The sequence below is a fragment of the Pseudoalteromonas sp. P1-25 genome, from assembly GCF_001401805.1.
Classification (GTDB): domain Bacteria; phylum Pseudomonadota; class Gammaproteobacteria; order Enterobacterales; family Alteromonadaceae; genus Pseudoalteromonas.
This window is the reverse complement of the sequence record NZ_LKDW01000025.1, coordinates 18,149-34,244: the sequence shown is the minus strand read 5'-3', so window position 1 is coordinate 34,244 and position 16,096 is coordinate 18,149. Positions and strand designations below refer to the sequence as shown.

General features: G+C 40.8%; 19 protein-coding genes. 16 read left to right on the top strand and 3 right to left on the bottom strand.

From position 1 onward, the window contains the following. The first annotated feature begins 69 nt into the window (after window positions 1-69). Genes AN393_RS14600 through serS form a run of 5 tightly spaced genes read left to right on the top strand, consistent with a single transcriptional unit; the run spans window position 70 to window position 6,247 of the window. Window positions 70-2,598, top strand: coding sequence for a DNA translocase FtsK (locus AN393_RS14600; RefSeq protein ID WP_055018484.1), 2,529 nt, complete (start codon window positions 70-72; stop codon window positions 2,596-2,598). Continuing rightward, window positions 2,598-3,224, top strand: coding sequence for an outer membrane lipoprotein chaperone LolA (lolA, locus tag AN393_RS14595; RefSeq protein ID WP_029773538.1), 627 nt, complete (start codon window positions 2,598-2,600; stop codon window positions 3,222-3,224). The genes AN393_RS14600 and lolA overlap by 1 nt, the downstream gene beginning before the upstream one ends. Then, window positions 3,217-4,560 carry a replication-associated recombination protein A gene (locus tag AN393_RS14590; protein ID WP_055018483.1) on the top strand — a complete coding sequence of 448 codons (1,344 nt, stop codon included), beginning with the start codon at window positions 3,217-3,219 and terminating at the stop codon, window positions 4,558-4,560. Before lolA ends, AN393_RS14590 begins: the two co-directional genes overlap by 8 nt. Further along, window positions 4,553-4,933, top strand: coding sequence for a fluoride efflux transporter CrcB (gene crcB / locus AN393_RS14585; protein ID WP_004586743.1), 381 nt, complete (start codon window positions 4,553-4,555; stop codon window positions 4,931-4,933). The genes AN393_RS14590 and crcB overlap by 8 nt, the downstream gene beginning before the upstream one ends. A 9-nt stretch (window positions 4,934-4,942) precedes the next feature. Beyond that, entirely contained in the window at window positions 4,943-6,247 is a 1,305-nt protein-coding gene (serS, locus tag AN393_RS14580; RefSeq protein WP_055018482.1) for a serine--tRNA ligase, read from the top strand. Between the two features lie 225 nt (window positions 6,248-6,472). Here the strand turns inward: serS and AN393_RS14575 are convergent, their stop codons facing one another. Continuing rightward, complete coding sequence (locus AN393_RS14575; protein ID WP_055018481.1) at window positions 6,473-7,435, bottom strand: integron integrase; 963 nt, start codon at window positions 7,433-7,435, stop codon at window positions 6,473-6,475. A gap of 243 nt (window positions 7,436-7,678) precedes the next feature. On the opposite strand from AN393_RS14575, the gene AN393_RS14570 reads away from it, so the two are divergent. The 10 genes from AN393_RS14570 (at window position 7,679) to AN393_RS14525 (ending at window position 12,854) form a co-directional block, all read left to right on the top strand. Beyond that, a complete protein-coding gene (locus tag AN393_RS14570) occupies window positions 7,679-7,990 on the top strand; it encodes a hypothetical protein (RefSeq protein ID WP_055018480.1) in 312 nt (103 codons plus the stop codon). Window positions 7,991-8,100: 110 nt separating this feature from the next. Next, on the top strand, window positions 8,101-8,586 hold the full coding sequence (locus AN393_RS14565; protein ID WP_029772839.1) for a hypothetical protein: 486 nt from the start codon (window positions 8,101-8,103) through the stop codon (window positions 8,584-8,586). A 122-nt stretch (window positions 8,587-8,708) separates the two neighbouring features. Then, window positions 8,709-9,074 (top strand): VOC family protein, encoded by a 366-nt coding sequence (locus tag AN393_RS14560; protein WP_055018479.1) that lies wholly within the window; start codon window positions 8,709-8,711, stop codon window positions 9,072-9,074. 127 nt (window positions 9,075-9,201) lie between these two features. Further along, a complete protein-coding gene (locus AN393_RS14555; RefSeq protein WP_055018478.1) occupies window positions 9,202-9,714 on the top strand; it encodes a hypothetical protein in 513 nt (170 codons plus the stop codon). Window positions 9,715-9,835: 121 nt separating this feature from the next. Beyond that, window positions 9,836-10,066 (top strand): hypothetical protein, encoded by a 231-nt coding sequence (locus AN393_RS14550; protein ID WP_235576209.1) that lies wholly within the window; start codon window positions 9,836-9,838, stop codon window positions 10,064-10,066. A gap of 103 nt (window positions 10,067-10,169) precedes the next feature. Then, window positions 10,170-10,511 carry a hypothetical protein gene (locus AN393_RS14545; protein ID WP_235576208.1) on the top strand — a complete coding sequence of 114 codons (342 nt, stop codon included), beginning with the start codon at window positions 10,170-10,172 and terminating at the stop codon, window positions 10,509-10,511. Between the two features lie 108 nt (window positions 10,512-10,619). Next, window positions 10,620-11,171: a hypothetical protein gene (locus AN393_RS14540; protein WP_055018476.1), complete on the top strand. Its 552-nt coding sequence runs from the start codon at window positions 10,620-10,622 to the stop codon at window positions 11,169-11,171. A gap of 24 nt (window positions 11,172-11,195) precedes the next feature. Beyond that, complete coding sequence (locus tag AN393_RS14535; protein WP_055018475.1) at window positions 11,196-11,657, top strand: hypothetical protein; 462 nt, start codon at window positions 11,196-11,198, stop codon at window positions 11,655-11,657. Between the two features lie 155 nt (window positions 11,658-11,812). Next, window positions 11,813-12,130 (top strand): antibiotic biosynthesis monooxygenase, encoded by a 318-nt coding sequence (locus tag AN393_RS14530; protein ID WP_055018474.1) that lies wholly within the window; start codon window positions 11,813-11,815, stop codon window positions 12,128-12,130. A gap of 295 nt (window positions 12,131-12,425) precedes the next feature. After that, complete coding sequence (locus tag AN393_RS14525; RefSeq protein ID WP_055018473.1) at window positions 12,426-12,854, top strand: retropepsin-like aspartic protease; 429 nt, start codon at window positions 12,426-12,428, stop codon at window positions 12,852-12,854. A 58-nt stretch (window positions 12,855-12,912) separates the two neighbouring features. Here the strand turns inward: AN393_RS14525 and AN393_RS14520 are convergent, their stop codons facing one another. Beyond that, on the bottom strand, window positions 12,913-14,100 hold the full coding sequence (locus AN393_RS14520) for a PQQ-dependent sugar dehydrogenase (RefSeq protein WP_055018472.1): 1,188 nt from the start codon (window positions 14,098-14,100) through the stop codon (window positions 12,913-12,915). On the opposite strand from AN393_RS14520, the gene AN393_RS14515 reads away from it, so the two are divergent. Further along, window positions 14,085-14,531 (top strand): hypothetical protein, encoded by a 447-nt coding sequence (locus AN393_RS14515; protein WP_055018471.1) that lies wholly within the window; start codon window positions 14,085-14,087, stop codon window positions 14,529-14,531. The two genes, AN393_RS14520 and AN393_RS14515, sit on opposite strands and share 16 nt — an antisense overlap. Before the next feature lie 77 nt (window positions 14,532-14,608). Here the strand turns inward: AN393_RS14515 and AN393_RS14510 are convergent, their stop codons facing one another. Beyond that, complete coding sequence (locus tag AN393_RS14510) at window positions 14,609-15,871, bottom strand: valine--pyruvate transaminase (RefSeq protein ID WP_055018505.1); 1,263 nt, start codon at window positions 15,869-15,871, stop codon at window positions 14,609-14,611. Window positions 15,872-16,096: the final 225 nt, after the last annotated feature.

Sequence of the window (16,096 nt, the reverse complement as noted above, 5' to 3'; positions counted from 1 at the left end):
TTGCATTTCCTGCTAAGGTATTTGATTGCAAGCAAGTGCCAATAGAACAATAAAGAGGGATAGGAAGTTATGCGCCTAAATGGTGTGCAAAGACTATTAGAAACAGGGCTGATCATCAGCACCTTTGCGGCAATATTCATTTTATGTGCTTTAATCAGCTTTGATCCTGCAGACCCCGCGTGGTCGCAAACGGGTGAATTTAGAAACGTAAAAAATATTACAGGCACTGCTGGTGCTTGGGTGGCCGATATATTATTACTTTCATTTGGCTGGCTTGCTTATTTAGTGCCGGCCGCTATTCAGCTATTTGGCTATTTATTATTTAAACAACCTCATCGTATTTTACAGCTCGACTACACCACACTTGCCTTGCGTGTTATTGGCTTTGCTTTGTTTATTACCTCAGCAACGGCAATCAGCAGCATTAACTTTGATGATATTTATAACTTTTCATCCGGCGGGGTAGTGGGTGATGTGATTGCATCGGCCATGATGCCAGCATTTAACTTTACCGGTACCTCTATTTTATTATTGTGCTTCTTTTTTGCTGGGCTTACTTTATTAACCGGCGTGTCATGGGTTGAATTTGTAGACTACCTCGGTGATTTAGTGGTTAGAGGCTACCGCTATGCTTTTAATTACGCCCAAGGTTGGATGCAACGAGAGCGCATTGCGGCAAGCCCTGTACAGGCCGATGCCCAATTTAATGATGACGCTGATAATTATGAGCAAAGCGATACCATACACGAGCAATCATCAGAATTTGAACAAGCGCCTGCAAAAAGTAAAAAACCAGCTAAACAAAAAGCCATTACTAAAGAGCAGCCAACCTTTAGCGAGCCGCAAATTAGTGATGACTACAGCCCATTTGATGAGCTAGACGATATACTCGACCAAGAAATTGGCTTTAGCGCCATAGACGATGAGCCTATGGATACAGCGGCCGCGTTAAATGCACTGGATCAAAGCCAAGTTGTTGAGCCTGAAAAACCGGTGACCACGGTGGTATCGCCAGCAAGGCCAATGCCTAAGCCAAAACCTGCGTATCAGCCACCGCCAACAGCTAAAGAAAAGTTTGAAGAGTTACTTGATAAAGAGCCACCACCAGGGCCATTACCGTCGCTTGATTTACTCGACAGACCCGACAAAGCAAAAAACCCGATATCACAAGAAGAGCTTGAAAGTGTATCGCGCCTTGTTGAAACAAAATTACTCGACTTTAACGTACAAGCCACTGTAGTAGGGGTGTACCCAGGGCCTGTAGTAACGCGTTTTGAGCTTGATTTAGCGCCAGGTATTAAGGTGTCTAAAATTACGGGCTTATCAAAAGATTTAGCCCGTTCGCTTTCTGCTATTAGCGTACGTGTGGTTGAGGTGATCCCAGGTAAAACATATATAGGGATAGAGCTGCCTAATAAATACCGCGAAATCGTACGTTTATCTGAGGTCATTAACGCCCCTAAATTTGAGCAAAATCCATCGCCTCTAACCATGGTATTAGGTAAAGATATTGCAGGGCAACCTGTGTGTGCCGATTTAGGTAAAATGCCCCATTTACTGGTAGCCGGTACCACAGGTTCAGGTAAGTCAGTGGGCGTTAATGTAATGATATTAAGCTTACTGTACAAATCGGGCCCTGATGATGTTCGTATGATCATGATTGACCCAAAAATGCTTGAGCTTTCGGTTTACGAAGGTATTCCGCACCTATTGTGTGAAGTTGTTACCGATATGAAAGAAGCGGCCAACGCGCTGCGTTGGTGTGTAGGCGAAATGGAGCGCCGTTATAAATTAATGTCGGCGTTGGGCGTGCGTAACTTAAAAGGTTACAACCAAAAAGTAATGGAAGCCAAAGAGGCGGGTTACCCAATTCTTGACCCATTATTTAAAGACACCGACGGCATGAGAGAAGGCCCCGATGAGCTAGACAAACTACCAAGCATAGTGGTAGTAATAGACGAATTTGCCGACATGATGATGATTGTAGGTAAAAAAGTTGAAGAGCTAATTGCCCGTATTGCGCAAAAAGCACGTGCCGCAGGTATACATTTAGTACTTGCAACACAGCGCCCATCGGTAGATGTAATTACCGGCTTAATTAAAGCCAATATACCTACGCGTATGGCGTTTCAGGTGTCGAGCAAAATAGACTCGCGTACCATATTGGATCAACAAGGCGCTGAAAACCTATTAGGTATGGGTGATATGCTTTACTTACCGCCAGGCACAAGCGTACCAGAGCGTGTGCATGGCGCATTTGTAGACGACCATGAAGTACATGCGGTAGTAAACGATTGGAAAGCACGCGGTAAACCTAATTACATTGATGAAATTTTAAATGGTGATGCAACAGAAGATGTTTTATTACCAGGTGAAACCAGTGAAAATGCAGATGAAGAGTCAGATCCGCTATACGACGAAGCCGTTGCGTTTGTAATCGAAACCGGCAAAGTATCGGTATCATCAGTACAACGTAAATTACGTGTTGGCTATAACCGCGCAGCACGACTAGTAGAACAAATGGAAACATCGGGTATCGTGAGTTCACCAGGCCATAACGGCGCTCGCGATGTATTAGTACCTAATGGAGCAAATTAATGAAAAAATTAAACAGTTTATTATTAGTGCTTGGCAGTTTAATTGCCACGCCTAGCTTTGCTGATGACAGCCAAGCACTGCAAGACAAACTCGCAACCCTTAAAAGTTTTAAAGCGCAGTTTTCTCAAAACGTAACCGATCCGCAAGGCCAAGCGGTTATGCAAGGCGAGGGCACAATTGCCCTTAAACAACCTATGATGATCCGCTGGCAGCAAACAAACCCAGACGATACCTTATTTGTATCCAATGGTGACAAAACCTATTACTTCGACAGCTTTGCTGAGCAAGTAACTATTATGGATACCCATAGCCTTATAGATTCAACACCGTTTGTACTGCTTACTTCAAAAGATCCCGCACAATGGGAAAAATACAGTGTTCAAGCCACAGACTCTGGCTTTAGTGTAACGCCAAATAAAGGCGTAGAAAGCCAAGTAGAGCAACTTGATATTACCTTTGCAGGTAACGAGCAAGGCCTTGCTAAGTTAGTTGTGACGGATAATTCTGGTCAGCTTTCGTCGTTTAGTTTTAACAATGCACAAGTAAATACCTCGCTTGATACAAGCACCTTTGAATTTACCCCACCAGAGGGTGTAGAAATAGACGATCAGAGTAACGGTGAATAATTTAGGCTTTAACTTTGGGCCCGATGTACGCCCACTTGCGGCGCGCATGCGCCCAACAACGCTTGACGAATACATAGGTCAGCAGCATTTACTAAGTAGCGACAAGCCCTTGCACCAAGCCATTGTTGCAGGGCGTTGCCACAGCTTAATTTTATGGGGGCCGCCTGGGGTAGGTAAAACCACTCTTGCGCAAATTATTGCAAATCACGCCGATGCCGAACTTATACAAATGTCGGCTGTGACTGCAGGCGTAAAAGATATTCGCGACAGCGTAACGCAAGCGCACGATAACCTACAAAGCCGCGGGCAACGCACTTTAATGTTTGTGGATGAAGTACACCGTTTTAATAAATCGCAGCAAGATGCATTTTTACCTCACATAGAAGACGGCACTTTTATATTTGTAGGTGCGACAACCGAAAACCCTTCATTTGCACTTAATAATGCGATTTTATCGCGTGCACGCGTGTATGTTTTAAAGTCGCTAGCCGATACCGACCTATACACAGTGATAGAGCGCGCACTTAAGCAAGATGAGCAACTAAACCAAAAAAATATTGTTATTGCCGATAACGCCAAACAGGCGCTTTGCCAAGCAAGCGGCGGCGATGCCCGTAAAGTGTTAAACCTGCTTGAGCAAGCGGTTGATTTAACGAGTGAGCAAAACGGCACATACAACGTAGATGAGCACGTATTAAGCCAAGTACTGCCAACCCATTTAGCTAAATACGATAAAGGCGGCGATGAATTTTACGATTTAATATCGGCTTTTCATAAATCAGTACGAGGCAGCTCACCCGATGGCGCGCTGTATTGGTATTGCCGTATTTTAGCCGGCGGCGGCGACCCACTTTATGTAGCAAGGCGTTTACTTGCCATTGCCACAGAAGACATAGGTAATGCCGACCCACGGGCAATGGAAGTGGCGTTAAACGCATGGGATATATTTCAGCGTGTAGGCCCAAGCGAGGGCGAACGCGCCATTGCTCAAGCCACTTTATATTTAGCCAGCGCACCTAAAAGTAATGCCGTTTATATGGCATTTAACCAAGCAAAGACTGATGCCAAAAACGAGCCAAGTTACCCAGTGCCAGAGCATTTACGAAACGCGCCTACAAACCTAATGAAAGATTTAGGCTATGGTGCCGAGTATCGCTACGCACATAACGAAGAGGGTGCCTTTGCCGCTGGTGAAAAATATTTACCGCCAGAAATTCAAGACAAACACTATTATTTACCGAGCGATCGTGGCCTTGAGCAAAAAATTAAGCAAAAGCTTGATTACTTAAAAGATCGCGACGCGCAAAGCCCACTTAAACGATACGAAAATGATTAAACTTTATATGATGATCGCCCTTGGCGGCGCCTCAGGGGCCTGTTTACGTTTTTTTATTAGCGAAACCATGCTAAAACTCCTTGGTAGGGGATTCCCTTTTGGTACGTTGACGGTTAATATTCTGGGTTCATTGTTAATGGGCATTTTGTACGGTTTGATAGAGAAAGAAATTATCGCCACAAGCCCCGCTAAAACCCTTATTGGTATTGGCTTTTTAGGTGCGTTAACCACCTTTTCAACATTCTCAATGGACTCGTTGTTGTTATTACAACAAGGTCACTTTATTAAAATGGCCCTCAATATCATCTTAAATGTGATGATCTGTATTTTTATGGCTTGGCTGGGCCTTCAGCTGGTAATGCAAAAAGGTTAAAAAACTAACATGTTAGATTCTAAATATTTACGACAAGACGTTGAGCAAACTGCAGCACGATTAGCGGCTCGTGGCTACGAGCTTGATGTTGCAAAAGTGACAGAACTTGAAGAACAACGCAAAACATTACAAGTAAAAACGCAAGAGCTTCAAAGTCAACGTAACGCCAGTGCTAAAGCCATTGGCCAAGCAAAAGCAAAAGGCGAAGACGCACAACCACTACTAGACGCAGTGGCAAATTTAGGCAGCGAATTAGACGCAACTAAAAAAGCGCAAGACGAAGTACTCAACGCCATTAACGACATTGCATTAGCAATTCCAAACTTGCCAGACGAATCAGTACCAGAAGGCGCTGATGAAGACGACAACGTTGAAATACTTACCTGGGGCACGCCTAAAAAGTACGACTTTGAAGTAAAAGATCACGTAGACGTAGGCCAAGACCTAAACGGCCTAGACTTTGAAATGGGCGTTAAAATTAGTGGCGCACGTTTTACAGTAATGCGCGGCCAAGTAGCGCGTATGCACCGTGCACTTACGCAATACATGCTAGATACCCACACAGATAAAAACGGCTATACAGAAATGTATGTACCGTACTTAGTAAATAGCGCAAGCCTTTACGGCACAAGCCAATTACCTAAGTTTGCAGGCGATTTATTCCATACATTAGGCCTAGTAAACGACGACGGTGAACAACAAGCTGGCTTTAGCTTAATCCCAACAGCAGAAGTACCGCTTACTAATAGCGCACGCGATGAGATTTACGAAGAAAGCGATTTACCGATTCGCTTAACTGCGCACACACCGTGTTTTAGAAGTGAAGCGGGCAGCTACGGTCGCGATACACGCGGCTTAATTCGCCAGCACCAGTTTGATAAAGTTGAACTAGTACAACTAGTAAAACCAGAAGATTCAATGCAAGCGCTTGAAGAGCTAACAGGCCACGCAGAGCAAATTTTACAAGCGCTAGAACTACCATACCGTAAAGTAATTTTATGTATGGGCGATATGGGCTTTGGCGCAGCTAAAACATACGACTTAGAAGTATGGTTACCGGCCCAAGATACCTACCGCGAAATTTCGTCTTGTTCAAATATGGTCGACTTCCAAGCGCGCCGTATGCAAGCACGCTTTCGCCGTGAAGGTGCTAAAAAGCCAGAGTTACTACATACATTGAATGGCTCAGGTTTAGCCGTTGGCCGTACACTCGTAGCCATACTAGAAAACTACCAACAAGCCGATGGTTCAGTAGTTGTACCAGAAGTATTACGCCCATACATGGGTGGACTTGAAGTGATTGGGAAAGTTTAAAGTACTAGCTGTCATTTTTTAGCTGTAAGCTTTAGAAAGAAAGCCGCTGTTTTAACGAACAGCGGTTTTTTTGTTTTAGGAAAAGGTTCGAGGTTAAAGGTAAAAGCTGAGATATTAATTCGCAGTGAAATTCATTGTGTAAGAATCGGCTTCATACATATCGGCGCTATTTTTGTATAAGGCGTACTTTAACGCGTGACACACAATTAAAAACTTTTGCTGGTTTTATAATCTCGAAAATGGGCTTACAACACCATTGGCTCCTTGTTGTAAAACATGAGTATATATTTGGGTTGTTCGCACATCACTATGGCCTAATTGTGCCTGTACCGTGCGAATATCAGCGCCACTTTGCAATAGGTGCGTTGCAAATGAATGGCGTAAGGTATGTGGTGTAACGTGTTTCCTAATTTTTGCATCGTCAGCAGCCTGTTTAACAGCGCGTTGTAATTGCTTTTCATCAATATGATGACGCCTCAGCTGCTTACTCTCAGGATCAATGCTTAATTTATGTGATGAAAATAAATATTGCCACCCTAATTGTTTGTTATGGTTTGGATATTTTTTACGTAACAAATGCGGCATGTAAGCGCCGCTATATAAGGGGTTTTTCAGATCTAATTGCAGGTAACTATCAACTAATTGTATTTGAGAACTTAATTGCGGCATGAGCTCTACTGCAAGCGTTACAACACGATTTTTACCTCCTTTGCCATCCCAAATTCGAATGCAGTTATAGTCAAAGTCAATATCGTGTACTCGTAAACGCAGTACCTCAATTAATCGCATACCACTGCCATAAAGTAGTCCACAGGGTAAATAATGCTTCGCAGAGCACACTTTAAAAAAATTATTTATTTCCTGCTGCGTTAAAACTACCGGTAGTTTAGTTGCTCGTTTGCTCTTAATAAAACCTAATGATAATGAGAGTGGCTTTTTAATCACTTCTTTAAATAAAAAGCTCAACGCATTTAAGGCTTGTGTTTGAGTATTAGGAGCAACATTTTGTTGGTTGACTAAATGATTTAAAAAAAGTTCGACCTCATTATCTCCCATCGTTGTTGGGTGCCTCATAGAGTTAAAACGAATAAACGAAGCTATCCAGTATAAATACGCTTTAATGGTACTTTTAGCATAACGCTTTAGATACATTTGTTCGGCTATCATAGTTAAAAAAGGTGATTTCATGATATGAATCTCTAGTAAAATTTAACTGTGTATATAGACAGTGCATATTGTTTTGTCCAATATTACTGATCTCCACCATTTCGGTGTATTTTCGCACTGATTAAAAATAATTTTCAGTTAACTAATTGTTTACAGGTGTTTATTTGATGGTTAAGATAAATGCATTGTAATATATGGACATTTGTCGGTTTATAAAACGACAAATGTCGTAGACAAAATTGTTAGCAGTACAAGGAAAGTTTCATGGATTCATCTTATTTCAGAGATAAAATGCTTTCTCAGATCATCATTGGATATGATTGGGATACATCGAATAACTTCGCTGAAATTACGCTTGTTTCAAACGATGGAATTATTTCTTCATTTAAAATTTGTCAGCTTGCTGAGTATTCACTTTACGAAGACTTTTCAGCTAGTTACATTAGTCAGTGTAAACTCATCGTAAATAACTCTATGGTTTATTTAAGTTTGGATCCATACGATGAATTATCTAACGAAATAGATTTAGACAATGATTGTTTATGGTTTAAGGGTAGTAACATTACTACAGTGTAATGTACTGCTAACAAGCTGTTCAAGCGGGACAAATTACAGTTGGCTGGTTCCACTCCGCTTCACATTTTAGCCAACTACAATTTGCCCCTTAACAGGGCGTTAGAGGCACTATGAAGTTAGCAACCATTTTTCTAGCCCTATTCTTGCTATCAGGATGTGGTACAGAAGGTGTTGATATGGAAATCAGTGATGTTGATGACTGGTTTAAGGTAAATGAAACTGAAATAACTTCTATCGTTGAATTATTTAAGAGCGACAAATGTTTACGTAGAGTTGAACTCGGCTCAATGAAATATATCAGTCAAAACTGTGAAAACAGTTCGTCTCAAGAAACCAAAATAAAAGAAATACAAAGTAAGATAACAAGCCTTGGTGTTGTTCTAGCTGTTGCGCATACATTCGATGATGGAAATTTTGTTGCGAGTATATTGATAAACAGGAGAGGTATTGCAGTATCTGGTGGAGGTCTTGAAATTAGTTACTGGGAAAAATTTCCTGTTTATTTAAATGATGAACTCGAGTGTGGTGCAATTGAAGCTCTCTACAAAGAAAAGTGGTACGCAGAGATTTTAAGCTCTGAAGATCCGTGCCTCTAACAAGTCAATTCAGCGGGACAAAAAACAGTTGGTTTTGCTCCTGCGTCGCTAATTTTAACCAACTATTTTTTGCCTTTGATTGAGGCGTTAAGCATCCAATATACCTAGTTTGAGTATTTTCCATGAAGATGAATTATTTTGTGTTTGGAACAAATGATAAAGAGAAGGCAGTAGCCTTTTATGATGAGTTGTTCGACGGATGTGGGCTAAATAAACTTCAAGGCGAGGGTCGAATGACTCTATGGGGAGGCGAAGAGTTTATGTTTGCCCTAGCAGAGCCATTCGATGAAAATCCAGCTTCAAACGGCAATGGGACTATGCTCGGCCTCCATGTGGATTCAATTAAAGAGGTTGATCGACTACATAAAAAGGCTCTTGATTTAGGCGGCGTGAGTGAAGGTGAGCCTAGAATACGTTCTAGTATGCATTCGGCCTACATAAGGGATTTAGATAACAATAAGATATGTTTCTATACGAGTAATGCTTAACAAGTTTATCCAGCCGACGTTTTGTTCTTCGCTCCTTTTTGTGCATGGCCTTTGGCCATTTTTGCACAAAAATCCACTACAACAAAAACGCGGCTGACAAAGGCGTTAGCATTCAAATTGAGCGTCAATGAGTTATTCGAAATTTAAAAAAGCCTGTATACGTAAAAATCCAGATTTTATGCGTATAGAGGATGATGCTTCAATCACAAGTGAAGTTCGAGATGAGTGGTTACATCAAGGAATGCTAAGTGAATTAGTTTCGTATGTGACTTCAAATTACGATACTGTTTCATCGAAGCCAATGGGGTTTATCGTCCCAATAAGGGAAAAGTTAGTAAACGACAATGAAACTGAGTTATTAATAAAACTCTTTAAAAAATTGATAAAGGTTCATACCGAAGACCTTTGGCTTTATTTACCTCAACTAAAAAATGTAGGCGGTACTTTAAATAGTGAGCAACTTGAAGACAGGCGGCAAAGAGTTAACGCAGCGCAATCTGGTGCTCTAACACTGTTGGGGCACTATGTTCATGACTTAAAGGCGCTTAGCTATAGTGATGTAGCGTACCTTGAGCTGCTGGATAATCTTTTAGCTCACCTCAAAGTGCCTAAAAAACCTAGACCTAAAATCACGGTTTAATGAATGCTAACAAGCTGTTTAACAAGGACAAAATACAGTTGGCTTTTGCTCCTTCGTCGCTTATTCTTGCCAACTATATTTTGCCCATTAACAGGGCGTTATGTTTCCGCTAGGAGAAGTTGTGGCTTTAGATGAAGAATATAAGGTAACAATCGCTAGTGATGTTGGTGATGGACGCGATGGTATTGGTATAGAAGTCTATTACAAAAATAGGTTACTTCTTGAGGTGTTTCGTGATGATTCAAAGAGAACTAAAGAGGTTACCCTGTTTGAAAAAGATGTACCTCTCGATATAGTTGAAGAGAGTATTAAAATTTTTAAAAAAGAGATTCCATCTGAGTACGAAGACTAATGTACTTGGAAACATAACAAGATGATAAAGGATAAGGACGTCTAAACGTTGGCTAGATGTTCGTTCCTCACAGATTTTAGCCAACATTAATACGCCTCTTATCATGGCGTTAGGTACAACGGAGGATTTGGTGTTTAAGGAAGAGCTAGCTGATCTATTTAACGAAGTAAAAGCGTCATTAATTGATGAAGGTGAAAAGAATTTTGCTAAGCAACTAGATACATGTGAAATTCTATCCTGTAGTTCATTTGCTTCGGACGACTCTGCATTTACAATTGAGTTTATGGGGTATAACTCCGAAGAAATCGAAGATACGTTTCCCACAGGCAATGCTGAATATACAGTTATGTTAACTTACTCAACTAAAAACAAAGTTATCGGGTTAGAAGTTATTGGTTGTGAAAATACAAAGTTACAACAGCAATTATTGGCAAGTTGTACCTAACAAGGCGCTCAAGAGGGAAAATTTACAGTTGGCTGTTTTCACTCCGTTCAACAACTTTAGCCAACTACAAATTTCCCCTTAGCGGGGCGTTAGCTTGAAGGGAGGCTTATGTTTTCAAATATGAAACTTAGTCATTTAGTATTGCTACTAAGTTCGACTTTCACAGCAGGGAGTTTCGCTAACGTATGCTCAAGTGATGAGCTTATTCAAATCAATAATTATATTTATGACGTTAAGAACCTATCAAAAAGTTATCACTCTGCTGATCGAATAGATGAATATTATGATTACTTAACTGCAATGGAAAGGTATAAGAAATCAATTCCAGAGTGGAATGGTAAACAAGCCTTAATTAACGCGTTCAGTTCTTCCTTAATTCTGTATCCTACTTTTTACCAAGTTTCTTCTGTTACACACGTTAAAATGCAACGCACAGAAAACCAAACCTCTTTAACTTTAAAAATCAATCGCAATGAAGCTAAGGGAGTTGATTCGTTAAGTGTTTATTTTAACCCAACAAATAATAAGATAATTGGTGCACTATTTTATTCTGATGAAAAGTTTGAGAGCGGAGATATATGCAAAAAAGAAATGGGAATAGAGTATATTCAAGCTAACAAGCAAATGCAGCCGACGCCAAACAACGGCTCGACTGATTAGCGCGTTAGCTATACAAGGAAAGTTATGACTCGTTTTCTGTTATTGTTGTTGAACATCCTGGCTTTTGAGGTTACAGCATGTTCCTTTGTACCAGCGTTTGATGATTTCGTAATATCTGAGAACTCTTCAGATGAAGTTACTAAACCAAGTTTTAAAGTTGATTCAATTCATAGGGGGACAGATGATGGAAATCATGGTTCATGTTCTGATGCAGGCTTTATCAATTTAAAACTTGATACTTTACCTTCACATGAACAAGGTTATATTTTTAAAATTATTGAAGGTAAATTTGAAGATAAGCTTTTTTACGAATCTCCTGTCGTACCATCGACGTTTATGGAAAATGAAAAGCTATTTAGCTTTCTTTGGTATCATGGAAGTTATGAAGAACAAGAACCCATAAATATCACAGTTCAGATTATCGCTGTATCTAGTTCTGGGAATAAAAGTGAACCTCAACTATTAACAATATTCACCCCGGTATAAAAAAACCTTGGTGGAAGGTTTGGTAGCAAAGTATAGCTAACAAACACATCAAGGCGCTTCGCTGGGACAGCAACACGTGGGCTCTGTCGCTTCGCTCGGATTTTAGCCCACGCGTTCCTGCCCCTTATGTGGGTGTTATATGCCTAGGAGCACCAATGTCAGTTATCGCGAATACGCCTAAACCACCATATTACGCTGTCATTTTCACCTCGACACGAACAGAAGATGACAATGGTTACGGTGAAATGGCCAATAGAATGGTTGAGTTAGCAGAGCAACAACCTGGCTTTCTTGGTGTAGAATCCGCTAGAGAAAATGTGGGAATAACAGTTTCTTACTGGGCAGATTTAGATTCCATTAAGAATTGGAAGGCAAACTCTGAGCATTTAGAAGCTCAAAAAACTGGACGTAAATCTTGGTATGCTTCCTTTAAAGTGCGTATATCTAAAGTAGAACGAGACTACGGCATATAACAAGTCAATTAAAAACGCTGGGGTCAAATCTTGACTTCAGACATCAAGTCGCAATTTGCTCAAAACACCTTTATTTAAGCTATTATATTTCTCTAAAAGCGAAGCGGCTGTAGCCCTCTTTGTGAATTAATTGGCTTTAAGAAAATTAGTTTTTGTATTTTTAGCTTCAGAAATATCAGCCATGTTTTAACTACAAAAGGGTGTAAGTGCAAGCTAGCGACTTAATATTTATAAGGTTGTGTTAGAAGGTAACTGTAGTAGAGTGTGTTTCAATTAACCTAAATAAGGAACATTCATGGAATTAGTTAAAACCACAAGTTTGAAATTTGAAGTAACAGAAACAGGTCATCAAATAATACAAGCTAAAATAAATGGATATACAGTACGTTTAATTTTAGATACAGCGGCGGGTGCATCTGTTTTGGATAGAACATGTATTAAAATGCTTGGAATACAAGAAGAAGTAAGTGAAGAAAATGCCGCAGGTTTAGGTACAGCCGAACACGAAATGGGCTTAATAAACGTTTTAAAATTTGAATTGGCAGGCCAATTGTATGAAAGTACACAGTTTGTATCACTCAACCTAGACCCTGTTCAGGCCGCTGGCGGTGGCGATACAATACATGGGTTATTAGGCTCTCCATTTTTTAGAAAATACCAAGCTATATTAGATTTTGGTACTAATACACTGACAATTAGTGAACCATTGTCTGATTGTGAGTGATTAAAGCGGCCACCTTAAGCCGCTATTATAGCGAAGCGCCTCTAATCCCCTTTGTGAACTACTCTGGCTTTACCAACATCAGCTCAGCATATTTCCCATCCATTAATATCGCTACATTACCCTCAGTGGTGACATACACATCCCTTAATCGTCCTGTTGTTTCTGGGAATACGTGTGATTGTGTGAATTTGCCATTAGCCAGATTAACGCTGTAGAGCTTTTTATCAACGAGGGTGGTAATGAGCACATGCTTTTGAAGTGAAGGGAATGCGGCGTGTTTAGAGCCGTAATATGCCATACCCGATGGGGCGATTGATGGCGTCCAATCTACGCTTGGCTTTTGCATGCCGGGGTAGTCTCTAAATGGAGAAATACGTGCTTGTGAGTAATCGTCACCGTAGGTGATCACCGGCCAGCCGTAGTTGGTAGCTGGCGTTAAGTAATTTAGCTCATCGCCACCGGCGGGGCCGTGCTCGTGGCTAATAATTTGCTCGGTATCGTAATCATACACTAAGCCCTGTGGGTTTCGGTGACCGAGCGAGTAAACAGCGTGTGCATTGGGGTTTTTGTGATTAATAAATGGGTTATCTTTTGGAATAGTGCCATCTAGGTTTATGCGTAATAGTTTGCCAAGTTGACTGGTTACAACTTGTGCTTGCTCTCTAAAATCAAAGCCATCACCAGTTGAAAAAAGTAGAGTGTTGTCGGGTAAAAAGAGGGCGCGGCCAGCGTAGTGTTGTGGGGTATTTTTATCAGTCGCTACTGTGTAAATAATAACAGGAGTTGAAAAGCCGGTACCATTAAACGTGGCTTTTGCAATTACTAGGCGATTAGCCTCAGCTGTGCCCTGTGCGTAGGTAAATATAACTTCTTTGCTGGTGTTAAAATTAGGCGAGAGCACTATATCAAGTAAGCCGCCTTGGCCTGCAACGTATAAGTCTTCAAGGTTTAAATTCACTCTAGTTTGCTGATTGTTTTTTACAATAACAACGTGGCCGTCGCGCTCTGTAATTAGCCATGACCCGTTTGGTAGCTTAACCATGCTCCACGGCGAATTTAATTTTGTAGCGACTGTGTGAGTACTGTATTGCTCTTTAGGTAATTCAGCAGCACTGGCGGTAGACACAAAAAGCCCTACAAACAGCCATAGCGCTAATTGAGAGAGTCGTTGTTTACATTGCAAGCCTTTGCTACTGTAAGAAAAAAGCTTTACTTTAAGTTGAGATAACCATGCCATTTTTAACACGTTTACTCCCTATATTTTTAGTTTCTTGGTTATTTACCTTTACGCTTGCTAGCTTGTTTCATAGCCAATACGTTGTCAATCAATTAGTTGATGTGGGCGTTGTGGTCAGCTTAAGCAACCGTATTGATTTAACGCTAGATGATTGGTTAGGGCTATTACCTACCTATGGCGCTATTATTGCCATTGCTTTAGCTATCGCTTTTTTTGCTGTTGTGTTACTTATTAAAAAGTTTGAAAAATACAGCATGGTGTTATTTGCGGCATCGGGTATCACTGCTTTTGCCGTGGTGCTAGTGGCCATTGAGTCGATTATGAATATTCATATTATAGCGGGCGCACGTGGATGGGGATTTTATTTTCAGTTACTAGCAGGTGCTTTAGGTGGCTTGCTGTTTGCCTTATTAACCAAGGCGTTAGCCCTTAAACAGTAGGTTAAATAAATAACACAGTGGCTAACGCTAAAAGTTAACCACCACGTTGAAATACGATGTAAAGCGTTATTAAAGCGCTACATAATAAGCGCTTTAATAGCCTCTAAGCCTTTTCTGAGAGTAGCTTCATCGTTAGCGTAGTTAATGCGTACGCACTGGTGTTTATGCTCCCAGCTATCTTCAATGCCAATAAAAAAGTTATGCCCAGGAATTATATATACATCTTGCTCTTTGAGTTTTTGATAAAGCATTTCGCTGGTTATTTTTGAGTCTTTAAACCATAGCCACATAAAAAACGCGCCTTCGAGTTTATGTAAATAAACAGGCAAGTCTGCAAAAATTTCATCAAACAGGTTTATGGCTATCTCTGCTTTATTTTTATAAAAAGGCAATACCGTATTTTTACACAAAGGCAGTAATTCGCCTTCGTTAATTAAGCGGGTTACTAAGCTTGGGCCAATAGCGTTAGGCGATAACACCATAGAGCCGTTAACACGGCCAATGGCTTTAATTATTTCGTTATTGGCAACCACAATACCAGTGCGCAGGCCTGGCAAGCCCAATTTTGAAAGCGACATACACAATATAATGTTTGAGTTCCACGTAAGGTTTGCATCGGTGTAAATACAGCCCGGGAAAGGGTCGCCGTAGGCGTTATCAATAATTAGGGGAATATTGTACTTGTGTGCAAGGGCGTCTAGATGGCGTACTTCCTCATCGGTAATGACATTACCAGTTGGGTTGGTAGGGCGCGATACGCACAGTGCACTAATACTGGTATCGTTGGCTAATACGTTTTCTACCGCGTCAAAATCAATGACATATTTAAACTGCTTAGAGCCACTGGGGGTATTTAAAATTTCGATGTCGGGTTTTATTGCCACAAACATATCATCAGATAAACCTTGGTCGGCGTAACCTACGTATTCAGGCGCAAGCGGAAACAATATACGCTTATTAGTGCCATCGCTCATTTTGCCCGCAAGCATATTAAACAATACAAAAAAGTTAGCTTGGCTGCCGTTACCCAGTGCTATGTTTTGTGGTGTTAAGCCCCAGTCAAACTCGCTATTGAGGTGTTTAGCAAGAGCCGCTCTAAATTCGTCATTGCCAGTTGGCCCGTCGTACAAACCAAATACTTGCGATACTTTATTACTGGCTACTAGCTTTTGTAATTCATCTAAAAATACAGCATTAACCTGTGGTACGTGTGCAGGGTTACCGCCACCTAGCATAACAATATTTGGATTATTGCTTGCGTTAGCGCTGCCTAAATCTTCCATAAGCTGCGTTATTCCGTTGGGTTGTGTAAATTTAGTACCAAAATTTGAGTAGTTCATAATACCTATGTGTGCGCTAATAACGAGGAGGGCAGTATAGCGTAAATAAAGGGCTTTATTTGCATGTTGAGAATAATTCACGGTTTAGAACTTTAAACCCTTTAGGGTATAATTAATGCACTTTTATTCGCTAGGCTATTGTTATCAGTAATTTTGAATCGACTTTACATCACACTACGCTTGAGGCTGAACTTGCCGCTGATTTAAACGAGCCTGTAGTAAAAA

Coding starts and splice junctions, on each gene's coding strand:
- AN393_RS14600 (WP_055018484.1), top strand. CDS start 70: ATGCGCCTAAATGGTGTGCAAAGACTATTAGAAACAGGGCTGATCATC.
- lolA (WP_029773538.1), top strand. CDS start 2,598: ATGAAAAAATTAAACAGTTTATTATTAGTGCTTGGCAGTTTAATTGCC.
- crcB (WP_004586743.1), top strand. CDS start 4,553: ATGATTAAACTTTATATGATGATCGCCCTTGGCGGCGCCTCAGGGGCC.
- serS (WP_055018482.1), top strand. CDS start 4,943: ATGTTAGATTCTAAATATTTACGACAAGACGTTGAGCAAACTGCAGCA.
- AN393_RS14575 (WP_055018481.1), bottom strand. CDS start 7,435: ATGAAATCACCTTTTTTAACTATGATAGCCGAACAAATGTATCTAAAG.
- AN393_RS14570 (WP_055018480.1), top strand. CDS start 7,679: ATGGATTCATCTTATTTCAGAGATAAAATGCTTTCTCAGATCATCATT.
- AN393_RS14565 (WP_029772839.1), top strand. CDS start 8,101: ATGAAGTTAGCAACCATTTTTCTAGCCCTATTCTTGCTATCAGGATGT.
- AN393_RS14560 (WP_055018479.1), top strand. CDS start 8,709: ATGAAGATGAATTATTTTGTGTTTGGAACAAATGATAAAGAGAAGGCA.
- AN393_RS14555 (WP_055018478.1), top strand. CDS start 9,202: ATGAGTTATTCGAAATTTAAAAAAGCCTGTATACGTAAAAATCCAGAT.
- AN393_RS14545 (WP_235576208.1), top strand. CDS start 10,170: ATGGCGTTAGGTACAACGGAGGATTTGGTGTTTAAGGAAGAGCTAGCT.
- AN393_RS14540 (WP_055018476.1), top strand. CDS start 10,620: ATGTTTTCAAATATGAAACTTAGTCATTTAGTATTGCTACTAAGTTCG.
- AN393_RS14535 (WP_055018475.1), top strand. CDS start 11,196: ATGACTCGTTTTCTGTTATTGTTGTTGAACATCCTGGCTTTTGAGGTT.
- AN393_RS14530 (WP_055018474.1), top strand. CDS start 11,813: ATGTCAGTTATCGCGAATACGCCTAAACCACCATATTACGCTGTCATT.
- AN393_RS14525 (WP_055018473.1), top strand. CDS start 12,426: ATGGAATTAGTTAAAACCACAAGTTTGAAATTTGAAGTAACAGAAACA.
- AN393_RS14515 (WP_055018471.1), top strand. CDS start 14,085: ATGCCATTTTTAACACGTTTACTCCCTATATTTTTAGTTTCTTGGTTA.
- AN393_RS14510 (WP_055018505.1), bottom strand. CDS start 15,871: ATGAACTACTCAAATTTTGGTACTAAATTTACACAACCCAACGGAATA.